At 30.7% G+C, this 19015-nt stretch carries 20 protein-coding genes and 1 tRNA gene; 20 read left to right on the forward strand and 1 reads right to left on the reverse strand.

Annotation, left to right across the window (positions count from 1 at the left end):
* The first annotated feature begins 1 nt into the window (after nucleotide 1).
* The 9 genes from murD (at nucleotide 2) to FIA58_RS12415 (ending at nucleotide 9944) form a co-directional block, all read left to right on the forward strand.
* A complete protein-coding gene (murD, locus tag FIA58_RS12375) occupies nucleotides 2-1333 on the forward strand; it encodes a UDP-N-acetylmuramoyl-L-alanine--D-glutamate ligase (protein WP_140962798.1) in 1332 nt (443 codons plus the stop codon).
* A gap of 4 nt (nucleotides 1334-1337) precedes the next feature.
* Nucleotides 1338-2618 carry an FtsW/RodA/SpoVE family cell cycle protein gene (locus FIA58_RS12380; protein ID WP_140962799.1) on the forward strand — a complete coding sequence of 427 codons (1281 nt, stop codon included), beginning with the start codon at nucleotides 1338-1340 and terminating at the stop codon, nucleotides 2616-2618.
* A 1-nt stretch (nucleotide 2619) separates the two neighbouring features.
* Nucleotides 2620-3711, forward strand: a complete 1092-nt coding sequence (murG, locus tag FIA58_RS12385) for an undecaprenyldiphospho-muramoylpentapeptide beta-N-acetylglucosaminyltransferase (RefSeq protein ID WP_140962800.1) — start codon at nucleotides 2620-2622, stop codon at nucleotides 3709-3711.
* Nucleotides 3712-3770: 59 nt separating this feature from the next.
* Nucleotides 3771-5120, forward strand: coding sequence for a UDP-N-acetylmuramate--L-alanine ligase (gene murC / locus FIA58_RS12390; RefSeq protein WP_140962801.1), 1350 nt, complete (start codon nucleotides 3771-3773; stop codon nucleotides 5118-5120).
* Nucleotides 5107-5832 carry a cell division protein FtsQ/DivIB gene (locus tag FIA58_RS12395; protein ID WP_140962802.1) on the forward strand — a complete coding sequence of 242 codons (726 nt, stop codon included), beginning with the start codon at nucleotides 5107-5109 and terminating at the stop codon, nucleotides 5830-5832. The genes murC and FIA58_RS12395 overlap by 14 nt, the downstream gene beginning before the upstream one ends.
* Nucleotides 5833-5841: 9 nt before the next feature.
* On the forward strand, nucleotides 5842-7203 hold the full coding sequence (gene ftsA, locus FIA58_RS12400) for a cell division protein FtsA (RefSeq protein ID WP_140962803.1): 1362 nt from the start codon (nucleotides 5842-5844) through the stop codon (nucleotides 7201-7203).
* Between the two features lie 11 nt (nucleotides 7204-7214).
* Nucleotides 7215-9179, forward strand: a complete 1965-nt coding sequence (gene ftsZ / locus FIA58_RS12405) for a cell division protein FtsZ (protein ID WP_140962804.1) — start codon at nucleotides 7215-7217, stop codon at nucleotides 9177-9179.
* Nucleotides 9180-9329: 150 nt separating this feature from the next.
* A complete protein-coding gene (locus FIA58_RS12410; RefSeq protein ID WP_140962805.1) occupies nucleotides 9330-9779 on the forward strand; it encodes a GatB/YqeY domain-containing protein in 450 nt (149 codons plus the stop codon).
* Nucleotides 9780-9870: 91 nt separating this feature from the next.
* A tRNA-Arg gene (locus FIA58_RS12415) sits at nucleotides 9871-9944 on the forward strand.
* A gap of 766 nt (nucleotides 9945-10710) precedes the next feature.
* Here the strand turns inward: FIA58_RS12415 and FIA58_RS12420 are convergent.
* Nucleotides 10711-11565, reverse strand: coding sequence for a hypothetical protein (locus FIA58_RS12420; RefSeq protein WP_140962806.1), 855 nt, complete (start codon nucleotides 11563-11565; stop codon nucleotides 10711-10713).
* Between the two features lie 330 nt (nucleotides 11566-11895).
* Here FIA58_RS12420 and FIA58_RS12425 point away from each other — a divergent pair, with 330 nt between their 5' ends.
* The 11 genes from FIA58_RS12425 to FIA58_RS12475 all read left to right on the forward strand — a co-directional run bounded on the left by FIA58_RS12425 (nucleotide 11896) and on the right by FIA58_RS12475 (nucleotide 19015).
* On the forward strand, nucleotides 11896-12090 hold the full coding sequence (locus FIA58_RS12425; RefSeq protein ID WP_140962807.1) for a hypothetical protein: 195 nt from the start codon (nucleotides 11896-11898) through the stop codon (nucleotides 12088-12090).
* 41 nt (nucleotides 12091-12131) lie between these two features.
* Nucleotides 12132-13790 carry an ATP-binding protein gene (locus FIA58_RS12430; protein WP_140962808.1) on the forward strand — a complete coding sequence of 553 codons (1659 nt, stop codon included), beginning with the start codon at nucleotides 12132-12134 and terminating at the stop codon, nucleotides 13788-13790.
* 7 nt (nucleotides 13791-13797) lie between these two features.
* Nucleotides 13798-14466 carry a response regulator gene (locus FIA58_RS12435; RefSeq protein WP_140962809.1) on the forward strand — a complete coding sequence of 223 codons (669 nt, stop codon included), beginning with the start codon at nucleotides 13798-13800 and terminating at the stop codon, nucleotides 14464-14466.
* A gap of 160 nt (nucleotides 14467-14626) precedes the next feature.
* Nucleotides 14627-14797 carry a hypothetical protein gene (locus FIA58_RS12440; protein WP_165928915.1) on the forward strand — a complete coding sequence of 57 codons (171 nt, stop codon included), beginning with the start codon at nucleotides 14627-14629 and terminating at the stop codon, nucleotides 14795-14797.
* Between the two features lie 62 nt (nucleotides 14798-14859).
* Entirely contained in the window at nucleotides 14860-15090 is a 231-nt protein-coding gene (locus FIA58_RS12445; RefSeq protein WP_140962810.1) for a hypothetical protein, read from the forward strand.
* Nucleotides 15091-15092: 2 nt separating this feature from the next.
* Nucleotides 15093-15377, forward strand: a complete 285-nt coding sequence (gene yidD, locus FIA58_RS12450) for a membrane protein insertion efficiency factor YidD (RefSeq protein WP_140962811.1) — start codon at nucleotides 15093-15095, stop codon at nucleotides 15375-15377.
* 10 nt (nucleotides 15378-15387) lie between these two features.
* A complete protein-coding gene (locus FIA58_RS12455) occupies nucleotides 15388-15525 on the forward strand; it encodes a hypothetical protein (protein ID WP_165928916.1) in 138 nt (45 codons plus the stop codon).
* Between the two features lie 6 nt (nucleotides 15526-15531).
* A complete protein-coding gene (locus FIA58_RS12460; RefSeq protein ID WP_140962812.1) occupies nucleotides 15532-16020 on the forward strand; it encodes an SH3 domain-containing protein in 489 nt (162 codons plus the stop codon).
* Between the two features lie 279 nt (nucleotides 16021-16299).
* Nucleotides 16300-17364 carry a type I restriction endonuclease gene (locus FIA58_RS12465; RefSeq protein WP_140962813.1) on the forward strand — a complete coding sequence of 355 codons (1065 nt, stop codon included), beginning with the start codon at nucleotides 16300-16302 and terminating at the stop codon, nucleotides 17362-17364.
* Nucleotides 17365-17447: 83 nt separating this feature from the next.
* Entirely contained in the window at nucleotides 17448-18581 is a 1134-nt protein-coding gene (locus FIA58_RS12470) for a hypothetical protein (RefSeq protein ID WP_140962814.1), read from the forward strand.
* Between the two features lie 5 nt (nucleotides 18582-18586).
* Entirely contained in the window at nucleotides 18587-19015 is a 429-nt protein-coding gene (locus FIA58_RS12475; RefSeq protein WP_140962815.1) for a hypothetical protein, read from the forward strand.

Here is a 19015-nt window from a genome sequence, read left to right on the forward strand (position 1 = left end):
TATGAAACTAGTTGTATTAGGTGGAGGTGAAAGTGGTGTAGGAACGGCAATTTTAGGAAAGAAAAAAGGATATGATGTTTTCGTGTCCGATTTTGGAATAATAAAAGAAAATTATAAAGAGGTTCTAACCATCAACAAAATAACGTGGGAAGAGCAACAACATACAGAATCATTGATTTTAGATGCTGATGTAGTAATGAAAAGCCCAGGAATTCCTGAAAAGGCTCCTATTGTAAAAAAGTTACTTGCCTTAAATATTCCTGTAATTTCTGAAATTGAATTTGCTTTTCCGTTTACCAATGCCAAAACGATTGGAATAACTGGAAGTAATGGAAAGACAACGACTACATTGTTGACTTATCATTTGTTGAAACAAGGAGGGTTAAATGTTGGCTTAGCAGGAAATATAGGAAAGAGTTTTGCTTGGCAAGTAGCAGAGAATAACCATGATGTGTATGTATTAGAGTTAAGTAGTTTTCAACTAGACGGAATCGTCAATTATAGACCAGATATAGCTGTAATTACTAATTTAAGTCCAGATCATTTAGATAGATATGCTTATGATTACAATTTGTACATAGCATCAAAATTTAGAATAACAAAAAATCAAATAGAAACCGATTATTTAATTACAGATCATGATGATGTTGAAATTAATAAATGGTTTCAGAAAAATAAAACAAACGCAAAAATATTTACTTTCTCTATTCAGCAGGAATTAGAAGAAGGAGAATACATAGAAGATAAAAATTTTAAAAGTAACATTAATAACGACCTATTTACCATGCCAATGAATGAATTAGCTTTAGAAGGAAAGCACAACCTTAAAAACGCAATGGCTGCAACAGCTGTAGCGCAGTTAATGAAAGTTAGAAAACAAACGATTAGAGAAAGCTTAAGTAACTTTCAAGGAGCTGAACATCGTTTGGAAAAAGTTCTGAAAATTCAAAACGTGCAATATATTAACGACTCTAAAGCTACTAATGTTAACGCAACTTTTTTTGCATTAGATAGTATGAATACTCCTACAGTTTGGATTGTAGGCGGTGTAGATAAAGGAAATGATTATGACGAACTAATGTCATTAGTAAGGGAGAAAGTAAAAGGAATTGTTTGCTTAGGTGTTGATAATGAAAAACTATTCAAGACATTCAATGGAGTTGTTGATGTAATGATTGAAACTACTTCTATGTCAGAAGCAGTTAAAATTGCTCAGAAGATGGCGGAAAAAGGGGATTCAGTTTTATTGTCACCATGTTGTGCTAGTTTTGATTTATTTGAAAATTATGAAGACAGAGGAAGACAATTTAAAAATGCAGTACACAATTTATAGATAAATGAAATCATTAGTAGCAAGATTAAGAGGAGATAAAGTGATTTGGGCAATAGTTTTTCTGTTGGCTCTAGTTTCTTTTTTGCCTGTTTATAGTGCTAGTACTAATTTAGTTTACGTAATAGGAAAAGGATCTACATTAGGATATCTTGTAAAGCATTTAGGACATTTGTTTCTTGGTTTTGCTATCATTTACTTTGTTCATAAAGTTCCTTATCACTATTTTAGAGCGTTGTCTATTTTTGGTATTCCTTTAGTTATAGTTTTGTTATTGTACACACTATTTCAAGGAACAACAATAGGGGGAGCAAATGCTAGTAGATGGATTCAAATTCCTTTTGTAGGAGTTAGTTTTCAAACCTCTACTTTAGCTTTTACAGTGTTAATGGTTTATGTAGCTCGTTATTTGGCAAAAGTGAGTGATAAAGAATATACATTCAAAGAATCTCTTTTAGAATTGTGGTTGCCCGTTTTTGCTGTATTAGTGTTAATATTACCTACTAATTTTTCAACAACAGCTTTAATATTTTCTATGGTATGTATGCTTATTTTTATAGGATATTACCCATTAAAATATTTAGCAACAGTAATTGGCTTAGGTATTGCAGCTTTATTGTTGTTTTTGCTAATGGCAAAAGCATTTCCAACTAATAAATTATTTAGCAGGGTTAATACTTGGGGAAACAGAATTGAGCGCTTCATGGATGATAAGCCAAATGAAGATGATTACCAAATTGAAAAAGCAAAAATTGCAATTGCTTCTGGAAGAATCTATGGATTAGGACCAGGGAAAAGTGTTCAGAAAAACTTTTTGCCTCAATCTTCTTCCGATTTTATTTTTGCAATTATTGTAGAAGAATACGGCTTGTTTGGAGCTATTGGAATAATGTTTTTGTATTTACTACTATTTTTTAGGTTTATTATTAATGCTCAAAAAGCACCTACTTTATTTGGTAAGCTACTTATTATAGGTTTAGGATTTCCTATTGTTTTTCAAGCCTTAATTAATATGGCGGTTGCTGTTGAATTGTTGCCTGTTACAGGACAAACATTACCGTTAGTAAGTAGTGGAGGAACATCAATATGGATGACATGTGTAGCTGTTGGAGTTATTTTGAGTGTTACTAAAAAAGAACAAGAAGTAGCTTTAGATCAAGAAGAAAAAATGAAAAGAGAAGAAACTTTAAAGCGAATCATAGATAAAGAAATCGAATTAGAGGAGTTAAATAATAATAAAGAGGAAAAAGAAGCAAAAAATCCTTTAGAACCCATTTTGAATCAATAATATGGAAAAGAAATTGAAATTTATTATCAGTGGTGGTGGAACAGGAGGACATATTTATCCTGCAATTGCTATTGCAAACGAATTAAAGTATCGTTTTCACGATGCGGAATTTCTTTTTGTGGGCGCAAAAGATAAAATGGAAATGCAAAAGGTACCTCAGATGGGGTACAATATTAAAGGTCTTTGGATTTCAGGTATTCAAAGAAAGGTGACATTTAAGAATGCTATGTTTCCTTTAAAATTAGTTTCAAGCTTATGGAACTCATATCGCATTATCAAAAAGTTTAAACCAAATGTAGTAATTGGTACAGGTGGGTTTGCTAGTGGAGCTGTTTTAAAAGTAGCTTCTATGTTAGGTATACCAACAGTAATTCAGGAACAAAATTCATATCCAGGAATTACTAATAAATTATTAGCTAAAAAGGCCAATACTATTTGTGTGGCTTACGAAGGATTAGATAAATTTTTTCCAAAAGAAAAACTGATAATTACAGGAAATCCTGTTCGTCAGGATTTATTAGATATTGATGATAAACGATTGCAAGGATTAACTTATTTCGAATTAGATAGTACTAAAAGGACTTTGTTAGTGTTAGGAGGAAGTCTAGGAGCTAGAAGAATCAATCAATTGTTAGCAAAAGAAATTGATTTTCTTTTAGAATTAGGTGTTCAGATAATTTGGCAATGTGGAAAACTGTATTTCGATGAATATAATCATTTTAATACAAAAGAGAACGTACATGTTTTTGCTTTTATAGATAAAATGGATTTTGCTTATGCAGCAGCAGATGTTATTATTTCTCGTTCTGGTGCTTCATCCGTTTCTGAATTGTGTATAGTAGGGAAACCAACGGTTTTTATCCCTTCACCAAATGTTTCTGAAGACCATCAAACTAAAAATGCAAAAGCTATTTTGGATAAAAAAGCAGCAATTTTATTAAAAGAAAAAGACTTAGATATCAATTTTAAAAAAGTATTTGCTGATTTAATATCTAACGATGAAAAGCAATCTAAATTAAGTAAAAAGATATATAAATTGGCCTTGCCTAATGCTACAAATCAAATTGTAGATGAAATTGAAAAACTACTCTAAAAAGAGTATAGCATATAGAAAAACAAACAAAAAAGAATACACAACTGACAACAAAAAAAATGAACTTAAACCAAATACATAACATTTATTTTATAGGAATTGGAGGCATCGGTATGAGTGCTTTGGCTCGTTATTTTATGAATATAGGTAAAAATGTGGCTGGTTACGATAAAACAAGAACTCAGTTAACTGATGAGTTGGAGGCTTTAGGTATGAAAATTCATTTTGAAGACAATTTAGATTTAATTGATGATTCTTTTTTGAATAAAGAGAATACGTTAGTTGTAATTACACCAGCGGTTCCTAAAAATCATTCGCAATGGAATTATTTTTTATCTAATGATTTCGAAGTTAAAAAAAGAGCAGAAGTGTTAGGTTTAATTACCAAAGATACTTTTTGCTTTGCTGTTGCAGGTACACATGGTAAGACAACAACTTCAAGTATTTTAGGGCATATTTTATTTGAGAGTGGAGTTGATGTAACTGCTTTTTTAGGAGGTATCGTTGAAAATTACAATTCGAATTTAATTGGTAATGGTAAAACGGTAACAGTGGTAGAAGCAGACGAATTTGATCGTTCGTTTTTGCATTTGCATCCTAATTTGGCTTGTGTGACTTCTATGGATGCCGATCATTTGGATATTTATGGGGATTCTGCAACTATTGAAGCTTCTTTTGTCGAGTTTGCTGATAAAGTGTCAGCTAAAGATTTATTTGTGGCTAAAGAGTTGCCATTGAATGGGAATACCATTGGAATAAATGAAGAAGCTACTTTCTCGGCTCAAAATATTCGTATCGAAAATGGTTTTTATGTTTTTGATGTGAAAGCTAATACCGAATTGGTTACCAATGTGAAATTTGGTTTACCTGGACATCATAATCTGTCTAATGCTTTAATAGCATTTGCTATGGCAAAAAAATATGGTGTCGAAAATAATAAAATAATAAGTGCTTTAGCATCTTTTAAAGGAGTTAGAAGACGTTTTTCATTCCAAATTAGAGAAGAAAATTTAGTCTATATAGATGATTATGCTCATCATCCAACAGAAATTAATGCAGTTCATCAAGCCGTTAGAGAATTGTATCCTAATAAAAAAATTGTAGCCGCTTTTCAGCCGCATTTATTTTCAAGAACCAATGATTTTATCGACGGTTTCGCAGAAAGTTTGTCAAAGTTTGATGAAATTATATTATTAGATATTTATCCAGCCAGAGAATTGCCTATAGAAGGTGTAACCTCAGAATGGTTATTGGGAAAAATTACTAATGAAAATAAAAAATTAGTAACGAATGAAAATTTAGTAGAAACGTTTAGAAATACACAAGCGGATGTTTATGTAACAATTGGAGCAGGAGATATAGGGGAAATGGTAAAGAATATAAAAAAAGCACTCCATGAAAAGGTTTAATTGGCAAAATATTCGATTGGTACTAATACTATTTGTAATGGTGTTTTTATTTTCTTTTTCTTCACATAGAAACGATAAAAGAGCAATAAAAAGCATCACTATTTCGTTTTTTGGAGGAGATGAGAATTTGTTCATAACTCACGAAATGGTTAATAACTTGTTGAAACAAAATTTAGGAGGCACATTAACAATTAAAAAAGAAGAGGTAGATTTGAAGTCTTTAGAAACTGCTCTTAATAATCACAAGATGATTGAAAAATGTGAGATTTTTTCAACAATAGATGGTTCTCTAAATACAAACATTAAGCAAAAGACCCCAATTGTACGATATGTATCAGGAAATACTATGTATTATCTTGATAATAAAGGTATTAATATACCTTTGTCTGAAAACTTTTCTGCCAGAGTTCCTATTGTTATGGGGAATTTTGACGATGAGAATAAGGACAATTATGTGTTGTTGTTTAATGAAATTTATAAAGATGATTTCTTAAAAAAGAACATCACTGGAATAAAGATTTTGCCGTCAGGTAGCGTTATTTTGACCAACAGAAATTATGATTATAAAATAATTTTTGGAAAACCGGTTTATGTAGAGAAGAAGTTGAAGAATTATAAAGCTTTTTTTCATCATGCCGTAAAAGATACATTGATAAAGAATTATAAAGAAGTAAATGTAATGTTTACGGAACAAGTAGTTTGTAAGAAATAGAAATGAATTATGAACAAAGATAATATTGCAGTAGGATTAGATATCGGAACTACAAAAATTGTAGTAATGATTGGAAAGAAAAATGAATACGGAAAACTGGAAATCCTAGGAGTAGGAAAATCCAAGAGTCTTGGTGTTCATAGAGGTGTTGTGAACAATATTACACAAACAATTCAATCGATTCAACAAGCTATTTTAGAAGCAGAAAGTGATTCAGGATATAAAATAAATGATGTGGTAGTTGGAATTGCTGGCCAACATATTCGCAGTATTCAACACAGCGATTACATTAGTAGACCTAATTCGGAAGAAGTAATTAATGATGTCGATATTGATGCCTTAATCGGTCAGGTTCATAAATTGGCTATGTTGCCAGGTGAAGAAATTATTCATGTATTGCCACAAGAATTTAAAGTTGATGGTCAAGGTGAAATTAAAGAACCTATAGGAATGTATGGTGGCCGATTAGAATCTAGTTTTCATGTAGTAGTAGGTCAAGCAGCTTCTATTCGTAATCTAGGTCGTTGTGTAAAAAGTGCTGGTTTAGAATTATCAGGATTAACATTAGAACCACTTGCTTCTGCTGATGCTGTTTTAAGTCAAGAAGAAAAAGAAGCTGGTGTAGCTTTAATAGATATAGGTGGTGGTACTACTGATTTAGCAATTTTCAAAGATGGTATCATTCGTCATACGGCTGTAATTCCTTTTGGCGGAAACGTTATTACAGAAGATATTAAAGAAGGCTGTTCTATTATTGAAAAGCAAGCTGAATTATTAAAAGTGCGTTTTGGTTCTGCTTGGCCAGGAGAAAATAAAGACAATGAAATTGTTTCTATTCCCGGATTAAGAGGTAGAGAACCGAAGGAAATTTCGTTAAAAAACTTATCAAAAATTATACACGCAAGAGTAGTAGAAATTATTGAACAAGTCTATGCAGAAATTAAATTATATGGTCATGAAGATCCAAAAAGAAAATTAATTGCTGGCATTGTTTTAACAGGGGGTGGTTCTCAGTTACAACACATTAAACAATTAGTAGAGTACATTACAGGTATGGATACCAGAATAGGATATCCAAACGAGCATTTAGCAGGTAATTCTGATGAAGAATTATCTAGCCCGTTATATGCAACAGCTGTAGGTTTAGTTATGAATAGTATTAGAAATAATACAAAAAGCGCTACACCATTAGTAGAAATGAAAAAAGAAGAACCTGTTTTTGAAACAAAAGAAGCTATTGAAGATGAGGCTGACAAACAAGAACAGGAAGAACAAAAACAAAGAGAAGAGACAACAGAAAGCAAAATCAAAAAATCTTTTTTTGATAAGTATATAGAAAAAATTAAAGAGTTTTTAGATAACGCAGAATAAAAAGTACCATTATGGAAGATTTCAAAAGCATTTCATTCGATTTACCAAAAAACCAATCCAACGTTATCAAAGTTATTGGAGTAGGAGGAGGTGGTAGTAATGCCATCAACCACATGTTTAAGCAAGGAATAAAAGGAGTAGATTTTATTGTTTGTAATACTGATTCGCAAGCCCTTGAAAATAGTGCTGTGCCAAATAAAATTCAGTTAGGAATGAGCCTTACTGAAGGTCTTGGTGCAGGAGCAAACCCAGAAGTAGGACAACAATCAGCATTAGAAAGTATTATAGACATTGAAAAAATGCTAGATACAAATACAAAGATGCTTTTTATAACTGCTGGAATGGGTGGAGGTACAGGTACTGGTGCTGCTCCTGTAATTGCACAGTTAGCAAAAGAAAGAGATATATTAACGGTTGGGATAGTTACTATTCCTTTTCAATTTGAAGGAAAAGTACGTTCTGAACAAGCCATGCTTGGTGTGGAAAGACTACGTAAACAAGTAGATTCTTTAATCGTTATCAATAATAATAAGCTAAGAGAAGTATATGGAAACCTAGGTTTTAAAGCAGGGTTTTCTAAAGCAGACGAAGTTTTAGCTACAGCAGCAAGAGGTATTGCTGAAGTAATAACCCATCACTACACGCAAAATATCGATTTAAAAGATGCTAAAACTGTATTAGCAGATAGTGGAACAGCAATTATGGGTTCTGCAACAGCCTCTGGAGAGGATAGAGCAAAAGAAGCTATCATGAATGCTTTAGATTCACCGTTATTAAACGATAATAAAATAACAGGTGCTAAAAATGTACTATTGTTAATAGTTTCTGGAACATCAGAAATTACTATCGATGAAATTGGAGAAGTAAATGATTTTATTCAAACAGAAGCTGGTTTCAATGCAAACATTATTATGGGTGTTGGTGAGGATGAAACATTAGGAGATGCAGTAGCAGTTACAATTATAGCAACAGGTTTCAATATAGAACAACAAGAAGAAATTGTCAATTCAGAGCCTAAGAAAATTATACATTCGTTAGAAGAAGATCAAAAAATAGTACACGATTTAACAAATAAAACCATAGCAAACATGGTTGTTAAAGATCCTGTTTTTGAAACCAATGCTCCTAAGGAAGAAAAAAATACAGTATCAGAAGCAAAGCCGACTGAGAAAGTTATTTTTAATTTAGAAGAAGTAGAAGAAAAAGAAGTTCAGTTTGAAATTCAAAATGTAACTCCACAGATGGATTTAGTTCCAACTACAGAATGGCTTAAAAATTTAGACGTTTCTTTTGAAGTTGTAGCTCCAAAAGAAACCATGGTAACACCTGTTTTTGAAATTATTACACCACAGATCAGAAATATCGAAGTTGTAGAGCCAGAGTTGGTTGAAAAAGAAGATAAATTCTCTTTTTCTTTAGATTTATTTGCTAATGAAACGCAGGAAGAGCCTAAAAAGAAGTTTGAATTAACAGAGAAAACAAAACAGATTGAAGTAAAAGACCCTGTTAATGTAGTTCCAGTAACTGAAGTAAATAAAGAAGGGGTAATTAAATATTCTTTAGAAGATTATTTACAAAAAGAAGATGAGTTATTATCTTCTAAACCTGTGACAGAAGTAAAGGAACCTGTAGATGAAGAATTAAACTTTGCGGTTAAAAAAACAGAAAAACCATCTTTAGAAAGTGCAGCAAACTTAGACAATGAGTCACCGTTTGAAATGACAATTGAAGAAACGCTAAAAGCTCGTTCAGATGAACGCAAACGTAAAATGAAAGAGTTCAACTATAAGTTTAATAATACTACAACTTATATAGACGAAATAGAAAAAGAACCAGCCTATAAAAGAATGGGTATTGATGTGACATCTGCTCCAAACGAAGTTAATGGGAAATCAAGAACATCTTTAGGTACAGATAGTAACGACGATTTGCAATTGCGATCAAATAATTCATTCTTACACGATAATGTAGATTAAAATCTGCTTAAACTAACCTAACCTTAAGTCCCGAAAAGTAAAATTTTCGGGATTTTTTTTACTATTTTTGCATCAAGTTTAGTGATTAGTACTTTTCGAATAGTACTTACTGACTTGAATTATAAAAACGATAACAAAAAACAAAATAATATGAGTTTAGAAGCAAAGATCATGGACAACATGAAAGAAGCTATGAAAGCAAAAGATACAGTTGCCTTGGAAGCATTAAGAGCTATTAAAGCAGCTATAATATTAGCTAAAACAGAAACTGGAGCAGCTGATGGATTATCAGAAGCAGACGAAATTAAAATGCTACAACGTTTAGTAAAAATGCGTAAAGACAGTGCTGAAATATACACTACACAAGGTCGTGCTGATTTAGCTGAACCAGAATTAGCACAAATAGCAGTAATTGAAAAATTTTTACCAGAGCAATTATCAGAATCGGAGATTGAAGCTATTATAGCAAAAATTATTTCTGAAACAGGAGCAAATGGTATTGCTTCAATGGGTAAAGTAATGGGCTTAGCTTCTTCGCAAATAGGTGGACAAGCAGAAGGAAAAGTAATTTCTGGTATTGTAAAAAAATTATTAGTTTAAGAAAGAAGAAAGAGAAAAGAACATTGAAAATAGACGTAGGGTCTATATAGAATCGAATAAATCTCTTTTCTATGTTCTTTCTCTCATAAAAGGCCTCGTAGTTCAACTGGATAGAATGACGGATTTCGGCTCCGTTGGTTGCAGGTTCGAACCCTGCCGAGGTCACTTAAGGAGATGCTGCTTAGTAGTTATCTCCTTTTTTTATGCCAATAAAGTCCTGTAAACCAAATAGTTTTGTTTGGTCATTTGTAGTTCTTTTTTTTAGCAATAAAAATCTTTTGTTAACGTATAAACTACCTAAAAACCTTGTCTCAGTGCATTTTTAGGCATTTTTCCCGAAGTTCGATTTCTCTTTAAGGTTTCGAATTCTTTTCGGTTTATTGTAATTTTTTTATTTAATCGCATAATTCCAGATTGACTATCAACAAACTGTTTAAAACTTATAATTTTAGCGTCTTTCAATTTCCAAACGTGAGCTACTCTGGATGTGAATACTTTGTTTGTAAGTTTGTATGTTCCAGAATGGTTTTATGCACAAATAGATGTTTTTTTGAATACTAAATAAAGAAACCAGTGACTGTTGAACTTGTTTCAACATCTTTATAAACCATACTCAGAAACTTGTCATGCTGTAAGCATCGCATTTGTAAAGCTACAATAAGTCAGCCTTATTCGTTTTGGATTACTTCCATCCTTTTAAATCTAAACCATTCCATCCACTTCCAAAATACTTATAAAAGCATTATTTCATAGAAAAAGCTAAATAAAGAACTTATTCGACTTCTAAAAATATATGATTTACTTTTAGTCTTGTGGGTGTTTCTATTTTTTTAAAAGTTGTGTCAATTTTTTTTGACACAAAAGTTTTGACACAAAGTTGTGGCAAAATTATTTTTTTAAAAAAAATTGCCACAGTTTTTGAGGATTAAATTTACTTACAGGGACCCTTTCCGTATTTGTTCATAATGTAATCGGTAACTTCTTTTAAGGTTTTACCAGTTTCTGGATGTACATCAAGAGCTGTAAAAAACTCAATTTCTCCTTTAGGTGATTTTCCATACCACAAACAAGCTCTGCCATATTTTCTATAAATAGTTGTATCACAAGGAATTATTTTTTTAAAGTTTTTTAATAATTCTTCGTTTATTAATGACTGAGATTTACTATCAATTAGTTCATAGTGGTCCTTTTTCCATTTAATGGATTTCTTATCCTTTATTAAATAATTGATTCCAAAAAATACTGTTATAAAAAGGAAAGAACCACCAATTATCTGTTTTATATTTTTCTTTATCCAAGTAGGATTTTTAGGAGGTGTTTCGATTGGATCTTTATCAATAAGTATTAAAACTGGAGGTGTAGGTTTCTTTTCTTCATCTGAATCTTTTTCCAGTTCAGGTGATTTATTTTCTTTATTATAGTTTTTAAAAAAAATATTATAAGGTCTCGGATTAAAATCAATTAATACTGATATGAGATTTAGATTGATAGTATTTGTGTTTTTAACTTTTTCATCCTCATTTAAAAAATTTCCAATTTTCTTAAAATTTGGAATATGATAATCAAATATCTTTTTTCTCAAATCTTCATCATCATTCACTTTAAAATAAATTCTGAAAATCTTCTCATCAGTTTTATTTAATCCATTATCAAATTTTAATAAGCAAAGTTCTCTCAAGTTTGCTGGAGTAGGATTATCTAAAAAACTGTGAAACTCACCAAACTTCTCCTCTCTAAATTTTTTTTTAATTAGATTTTTATAATCAATAGTAGTATTTCTTGTCATAAGCTATTCGGAATTATTTAGACTTTTCGGAATTATTTAGAACTATCAGAACTATCAGAATTCCATATAAACACTGCCATAAAATTGGACAATCTTTGTCTCAGATTTAGTTCTTGTTCTATTTCGCGATAAGAACAAATGTACAAAACTACTTCTAAAAAAGTGATGCTAAACAGATTAGGATTTTTATCTGGGAAGTATAAACAAGACTTTTCTGTTCTAGCACACTCACTTCCCACAACAAATTTTTAACGGCAATAGCTGTAATCAACACAATCGAGAAAACCTCGAACAGCTATTCCTATGTCCAATTTTAAAAAATTAAAAATCATGAAAAGATTATATATTTTAGTAGTAGTTATTTTATTCTCAGCAAGTTTTACATCGTGTACCGCTGATGATATTTCGGAAACAACCAATCAGTATGCAGATGATGATTTAGGAAATGGTGATGATACTGGTGGTGAAACGGGTGGTCAAACAGGAACTATTAATCCACCACCACCACCATTTACAATTCCATAATCAAATGATCATTATTTGATTAATTTTAATACATTCGGGAAATGAAATTCATTATGAAACATTTCCCGTTTTTATTTTTATTAGTTTTTCTCATTTCCTGTAGGGATAAGGGAAACACAAATCAAGAGGATAAGTACCAAGTGTTTATTAATAAGGCAATCTTTTATAGAGATTCCATAATAAATCTAGACAGTGCCTATTTTTACTTTAACAAAAGTAAATCAATTACTAATGATTCTCAATCAGATAGAAAAGTCTATTTGTTAGCTGAAATGGCTAAAATACAGAAGACAAAAGGAGATTATATTGGAAGTGAAGCTACTGCTACAGAAGCCTTTCAGTACTTTAATAGAGTTAAAGATTCAGCTTATATTTTTTCTGTCTATAGTTCACTTGGCACTTCATATCAAAGTTTATTTGATTATGAGAATGCAATTAAACATTACGATTTATGCTTGAATGGAAAAATTTCTAAAAGCGAGAGAAATACAATACTAAATAATAAGGCAGTTATTTATTTGATCAAAGAAGATTATAATAAGGCAGTCGAAATATTAGAACCATTAATAGATTTAAGAAGATCAGATTATGAAGAGATTGATTATGCAAGAATAGTTGATAATTTAGGTTATGCTTATTTTAAGAATAATGAAAAAGAAAAAGGCTATCAGTTATTAAATGAAGCGTTAAGAATAAGAGATAGTTTAAAAAATGATACACAATTAATTTCTTCATTTGTGCATTTATCTGAATTTTATGAAGATGATAATTTAGTTTTAGCCAAAGAATTTGCTGAAAAAGCATTAAAATCAGCAAAAAAAACTGATAGTCCAGATGATAAAATGGAATCTCTGAAACGTTTAATTGATTTAAGTCAACCAAGAGAATCAAAAGAATATTTTAATGAATATATAAAGATTAACGATAGTATGAATATTATCAAACAGATGTCAAAAAATCAGTTTGCTAAAATCAGATATGATAATAATTTAGAGATTGAAAAAAATGAAAAATTAAAATTAGAGAAAAATTTAATTAGCTTTATATTTCTTGGTTTTGGAATTATTAGTCTTTTAATCTTTTTCCTAATTCGTTCCAAAAACAAAAGAGATAAATTAAAAATCGCTTACACTACCGAAACCCGAATTTCTAAAAGATTACACGATGAACTAGCCAATGATGTTTTCAATACCATGACTTTTATTGAAACCCAAGATTTACAAAATGAAACCAATAGAGAAAATGTATTACAAGGCCTAGATGCTATTTATGGTAAAGCCAGAAGTATTTCTAAACAAACGGGCGAAATAAGAACAGGGAAAGAGTTCGGTGCACAATTGAATCAATTGTTAATGAGTTATAATTCTAAACAGGTTAGTGTTATTGTGAAAGGGAGTAGTGCTGTCGATTGGGAAAAAATAAAAGCCAACAAGCAAATTGAAATTCATCGTATTTTGAGTGAATTGTTGGTGAATATGAAGAAACACAGTCAAGCTAAATTGGTCTTGGTCAGCTTTGAAACCTTAGAAAAAACTATTAGTATTCAATATAAAGATAATGGTGTAGGATTTGAAAAAGAACAAATTACTAAAAACGGACTTCAGAATGTGGAAAACCGTATTCTAGGCATTCATGGAAGTATTACTTTTGAATCTGAAACCAACAAAGGATTAAAAATTAATATCGAATTCCCCAAATAATACGCTTATGTTTTCAAAAGTAATTATAGCAGAAGATTTAGACAGCATTAATTTAGCAGTTCATGAAGCACTTATACAATTAAAGATAACCAATTTGCACAGTACCAAATATTGTGATGATGCGTTATTGAAAGTTAAAAAAGCGTTGCAAGACAATGAGCCTTATGAATTACTAGTAACCGATTTGTCTTTTAAAGAAGATTATAGAAAAGGGCAATTGCAATCGGGTGAAGATTTAATTGAAGCCATAAGAGCTATGCAACCTACTATTAAGATTGTGGTGTTTTCTGTCGAAGACAAATCCTACCGCATTAAATCACTTTTCGAAAACCAATACATAGATGCTTTTGTACTAAAAGGTAGAAATAGCATACCCGAATTAAAAAAAGCTATTGAAACCGTTTACAACTCCACAGAAAAATACATTTCACCCGATATCGCTTTTGTCTTGCAAGATAAAACCGTTAATGAAATTGACAACTATGATTTGGAACTAATAAAACACTTATCGGTTGGTGTATCTCAGGAAGAAATGGAAAGTACTTTTAAAGCATTGGGCATTACCCCTAATAGTAAAAGCACTATAGAAAAACGAATCAACAAATTAAAAGTCTACTTTAAAGCTAAAAATACAGTGCATTTAATTGCCATCACCAAAGATTTAGGATTGATCTAATTGCAATCACTTAGTAGTATAGTAGACCTAACCTGTTTTAAAAATTGGTTAGGTCTTTTTTTATGCTTTTAAAAAAAGTTTCCTGCTTTACGGTTTCCCGTAAGGAATTGATTTTTAATGGTTATAAGTTTGGGTATTATTAATTTAAAATTTTGAAATCATGGCTAAAACACCAATCGGAACCACATGTTCAACTGGACAAAAATGCCCAGAATCAGGAGTCTGGAAAGCACTAAGTGCTCCATCAACAACTATTCCTTTAAGCGAAGGAGAAACATTTCCTCCATATAATAGTAAAGCTGTTACATGGCAATTAATTAGTTATGCATAATAATTTAAATAAGTTCTTTTTATTTATAACAAGAACTCATTTATTTAAAATCTCACAAACTTATGGAATATAAAGTAATCCCTTTCATAGCTTCTATTGATTCAAAAAGTGGAACGTCTAATCATGTTGCACAACAATTAGAAGATTTAATTAAAAACTATTCTAATCAAGGTTGGAAATATGAACGATTAGAAAGTGTAACCACCTTTGTGCAACCCGATAATGGATGTTTTGGACTAGGAGCAAAACCAGGTTATAATACTACTAGACAAATGGTAGTTTTTTCTAAATAAGTATGAAGTGTTTAATTCTTTTAATGATTCGGTTGTATTGGTTTTTAAAGCCAAAGTATAGAAAATCTATATGCATTTTTAGAAAATCATGTTCTCATTATGTATATGAAATTACTAAAGAACAAGGATTTCTAAAAGGGTTAAATGCTTTCTATTTTAGATATAAAAATTGCAGACATGGTTATGAGATTTTCAAAAATCCTGTAACCAATGAAACGCAAATGTTACTTCCTAGTAAAGTAATTATTGATAATAAAGAAATCGCAGAAAGATTATTAAGAAATTAAATTAAAAGATATGGCTAAGAAAACTATTCCTGTAAAACCTCACAAGAGATCTACACCAAGTCCAACACCAAGAAAAAATCCAGATGCACCTAAACCTGGACCAAAAACTGTTCCAGTAAAACCACATAAAAGAAGTCCACCTAAATAAAATACAATGAAAAAATCACTACTTATAATGTTTTTGACTTTCGCTATAAGTGTACAAAGTCAAACCACAAAACAAAACCGATTAATCGCTTCTTGTTGTGAAACAGAAGTTGGAAAATGTACAGGTTCTGCTTCTTGTTCCACTTGTAAAAATTGTACTCGCTGTAAACATTGTTCTAATGGAGGTAGTTGCGGTGTTTGTGAAGGAACTAAAATACATACTTTTTCTTCAAGCTCTAAGAAAAGCACTTCAACAAGTTCTACTTCAAGTAAGAAAACTACAAAAGTAGCAACCAATTATTATGCAGGTAAAACCCTAACAGTAGTAAACCAAACACTAAACCTAAGAAAAGAGCCTTCAATACAGTCAGAAGTTTTAGAGACACTATCGAAGAATGACAAACTCAGCTTTATTGAAGAAAAAGGAGATTGGGTTAAAGTACTAGTTAATCACTCTGAAAAAATAGGTTGGGTTTATGGTAAATATGTAAAGTAATTAATTTAAAATAATTTTTATGAGTAATCAAAGACCACCAAACGGACCAAGTACAAGTGGAAAACCATCAGGAGGAAACAGAGGAAATAATCCTCCAAAAACATCATCCCCAAAGCCAACCGTTCCAAAAAAATAGTTCGTTTGTTTTAGACCTGACTAGTTTCGAAAACATGGCAGGTCTTTTTTTGCTAAATATTGAAACTATTTTATCTCATTACGGTTTCCCGTAAGGAATTGATTTGTAATGGTTATAAGTTTGAAGTGTAAATTATAAAAACTATGGAACTAAATACACAACTAAAAACGCTAGCTGAAAAAATCAATCAGCTAAAAGACAGAATAGAAACGGAAGAATCGACCAAACATGCTTTTGTATTACCTTTTATCAATATTTTAGGATATGATACTTTTAATCCAACCGAAGTGGTACCTGAATTCACAGCTGACTTAGGATTAAAGAAAGGAGAAAAAGTAGATTATGCAATTTTTCAAAACAATGAGCCTATTCTAATTATTGAATGCAAGAACTGGAAAGAAAATTTATTGGTTCATAACTCTCAATTATTTCGCTATTTCCATGTGACTAAAACTAGATTTTCTCTTTTAACAAATGGTATTCATTTTCAATTCTATACGGATTTGGACGAACAAAATAAAATGGATGAAAAACCATTCCTTGAATTTGATATTACCAATTTAAAGGAAAATACTGTAAATGAAATTGCCAAGTTTCACAAATCCAATTTTGATGTCAACAATATTGTGAACAATGCTAGTTCGTTGAAATACACCAAAGAAATTAAGAAATTTCTTAGTGAAGAACTCAATGAACCTTCTTTTGATTTTGTAAGGCTCTTTGCAAATAAAGTCTATAACGGAAGATTGACAGAAAAAGTGATGGAAGAATTCAAAGAATTAGTTCAAAAAGGCTTTAACCAATTTGTTAGCGAAAAAGTAAACGACCGCTTGAATGCAGCCTTAAACAAAGAAGCCGAAAAACAGCAAGTAGAGCAAATCGATGAAGTAACGGAAACTACAAAAGTTGAAACTACAGAAGAAGAGATGGAAGGGTACAGAATTGTAGTAGCCATTCTAAGAAGAAAACTAACAGTAGACAGAATCGTACACCGTGATACGCAATCTTATTTTGGAATTCTCTTAGATGACAACAATAGAAAACCCTTGTGTAGATTACATTTTAACGGAAGCAAAAAGTATATCGGTCTTTTTGACGATAAGAAAAACGAAACCAAACAACCATTGGAATCTATTGATGCTATTTATCAATTTGAAAAAGAATTGCTAGAAACGGTTGGGTTTTATGAAGGAGATAATCAGGTATAAATACCAGTATGAGATAATGTTGATTCTTATATTTTTAGAAACTAAATTATATTTTAAAATTAATATCTAATAAAACGAACCTTATGAAAATAAAAATATTTTTAATAACAAATTTCTTAACCATTAATCTAATCCTATCGCAAGCTCCAATAGACATAACTGAACAAACTATAAAAGTAAAAGCTGTTAGTGAAGAAGTACTCTATTTTGGTTTTGAAGAAGGAGACCAGATTATTTTTAATATATCAGAAATAAATGGGAAAGAAATTAAAGAGGTTGAAATTATGGAATTTCCATCTTCTTCAAAATTTTCTGATTTTAAAACCTCAAAAATTGAAAACAAAATAATCAATGTAAATTCAAAAGCAGTTTATAAATTCAGATTTTATAATAGTTCTCTTGGAGGAAGAATATGTAAAATAAAAATTCAACGTATTCCAACTAATGAAAATTTGAAAGATTTCAATACTACTGTTAAATGGGTTACAGAGCAAGATACTACTTGGAATTCTTATACAAAAGATGTTATTGTAAGATATGAATCAAAAACGGATCAAAAGACTAGAAAAGAACTTGTTAGAGTAGACACAATTTTTAATCAATTTTTTGATAAAATATTGAGAGTACATTCTGAAACAGCTTTTGGAAAATCTCAATACACAACTGCAAGTGTAGAATTACCTGTAAATAGTTATTTTCCAGATAAAATTAATCCATACAAAACTGTAGAAGTTATTTCTTGGTCATATTGGATTGGTGTTGGACAAAAATCAGAAGAAGAATATGAAAACGCAAATAAACGATTAACATCAGGTATATCAACTGTTGGAAGTTTGACCGGAAATAGTGCTTTGGCTTCATTAGCAATAACTGGGATATCATTATTTAGGAATGTTAATATTGGTGATAATGTACATTATAAATTTTATGGAATTCAAAACGGGAAAGAAATTATTATAGATTATGGAAATGTTATATCTGCATCTGGAAGAAAAGATAATATAACTCAAGGTTTATTTGCTGTTCAATTGTATAATGATAATTTTAAAGATGGTATAAATGTCAATATAAAAATGGTAGCTGTTCAAATTCAAAAGACTTGGGAAGAAATTAGTTATTATGAAAAAATAGAAATACCTATTTATGAAAAACAAATTTTTAATGAACCAATCATTAGTACTAGAAAATTTCCAGTAACATTTGATTACAAAAAATAAACTCTATGACAAAAAAACTACTCCTATTATTCCCATTTCTTTTCCTTTCTTGCCAAGAAACCAATCAAGCACCGCCTAAAACCCAGCAAGAGCAAATACAGTCTTTTTATGCACAAGAAGATACTATTTTACCAGATGATATTGAAGAAATAACCGAGGTTGAAAAAAAGACTTATCATGTGGATAGCAAATATGAATATAACTACCGAACAGGTATAAGTGACCACTACGAATATAACTATAATATAATAGGTACTGATAGTCTTGGTAATGTGATAAAAGGCAATGTGAATGTCAACAGAAAAGGAGGTGCTGGTAAAATAACGAATGCCAAAGGTGAAGAAAAAGATGTTTTTGTAAAATGGATATATAATGGTAAATTAGTGGGCAAAGATGCAGATAGTTTGGCTTATGAATTCGTAGTAGAAAAGTAA

Source organism: Flavobacterium jejuense (assembly GCF_006491595.2).
GTDB lineage: Bacteria > Bacteroidota > Bacteroidia > Flavobacteriales > Flavobacteriaceae > Flavobacterium > Flavobacterium jejuense.

Bases quoted from the DNA above. Each gene is read 5' to 3' on its own strand.
- yidD (WP_140962811.1), top strand. From the start codon at position 15,093: ATGAAGTGTTTAATTCTTTTAATGATTCGGTTGTATTGGTTTTTAAAG.
- FIA58_RS12440 (WP_165928915.1), top strand. From the start codon at position 14,627: ATGGCTAAAACACCAATCGGAACCACATGTTCAACTGGACAAAAATGC.
- FIA58_RS12395 (WP_140962802.1), top strand. From the start codon at position 5,107: ATGAAAAGGTTTAATTGGCAAAATATTCGATTGGTACTAATACTATTT.
- FIA58_RS12465 (WP_140962813.1), top strand. From the start codon at position 16,300: ATGGAACTAAATACACAACTAAAAACGCTAGCTGAAAAAATCAATCAG.
- FIA58_RS12470 (WP_140962814.1), top strand. From the start codon at position 17,448: ATGAAAATAAAAATATTTTTAATAACAAATTTCTTAACCATTAATCTA.
- FIA58_RS12455 (WP_165928916.1), top strand. From the start codon at position 15,388: ATGGCTAAGAAAACTATTCCTGTAAAACCTCACAAGAGATCTACACCA.
- FIA58_RS12380 (WP_140962799.1), top strand. From the start codon at position 1,338: ATGAAATCATTAGTAGCAAGATTAAGAGGAGATAAAGTGATTTGGGCA.
- murC (WP_140962801.1), top strand. From the start codon at position 3,771: ATGAACTTAAACCAAATACATAACATTTATTTTATAGGAATTGGAGGC.
- murG (WP_140962800.1), top strand. From the start codon at position 2,620: ATGGAAAAGAAATTGAAATTTATTATCAGTGGTGGTGGAACAGGAGGA.
- murD (WP_140962798.1), top strand. From the start codon at position 2: ATGAAACTAGTTGTATTAGGTGGAGGTGAAAGTGGTGTAGGAACGGCA.
- ftsA (WP_140962803.1), top strand. From the start codon at position 5,842: ATGAACAAAGATAATATTGCAGTAGGATTAGATATCGGAACTACAAAA.
- FIA58_RS12445 (WP_140962810.1), top strand. From the start codon at position 14,860: ATGGAATATAAAGTAATCCCTTTCATAGCTTCTATTGATTCAAAAAGT.
- FIA58_RS12410 (WP_140962805.1), top strand. From the start codon at position 9,330: ATGAGTTTAGAAGCAAAGATCATGGACAACATGAAAGAAGCTATGAAA.
- FIA58_RS12420 (WP_140962806.1), bottom strand. From the start codon at position 11,565: ATGACAAGAAATACTACTATTGATTATAAAAATCTAATTAAAAAAAAA.
- FIA58_RS12425 (WP_140962807.1), top strand. From the start codon at position 11,896: ATGAAAAGATTATATATTTTAGTAGTAGTTATTTTATTCTCAGCAAGT.
- FIA58_RS12430 (WP_140962808.1), top strand. From the start codon at position 12,132: ATGAAATTCATTATGAAACATTTCCCGTTTTTATTTTTATTAGTTTTT.
- FIA58_RS12460 (WP_140962812.1), top strand. From the start codon at position 15,532: ATGAAAAAATCACTACTTATAATGTTTTTGACTTTCGCTATAAGTGTA.
- FIA58_RS12435 (WP_140962809.1), top strand. From the start codon at position 13,798: ATGTTTTCAAAAGTAATTATAGCAGAAGATTTAGACAGCATTAATTTA.
- ftsZ (WP_140962804.1), top strand. From the start codon at position 7,215: ATGGAAGATTTCAAAAGCATTTCATTCGATTTACCAAAAAACCAATCC.
- FIA58_RS12475 (WP_140962815.1), top strand. From the start codon at position 18,587: ATGACAAAAAAACTACTCCTATTATTCCCATTTCTTTTCCTTTCTTGC.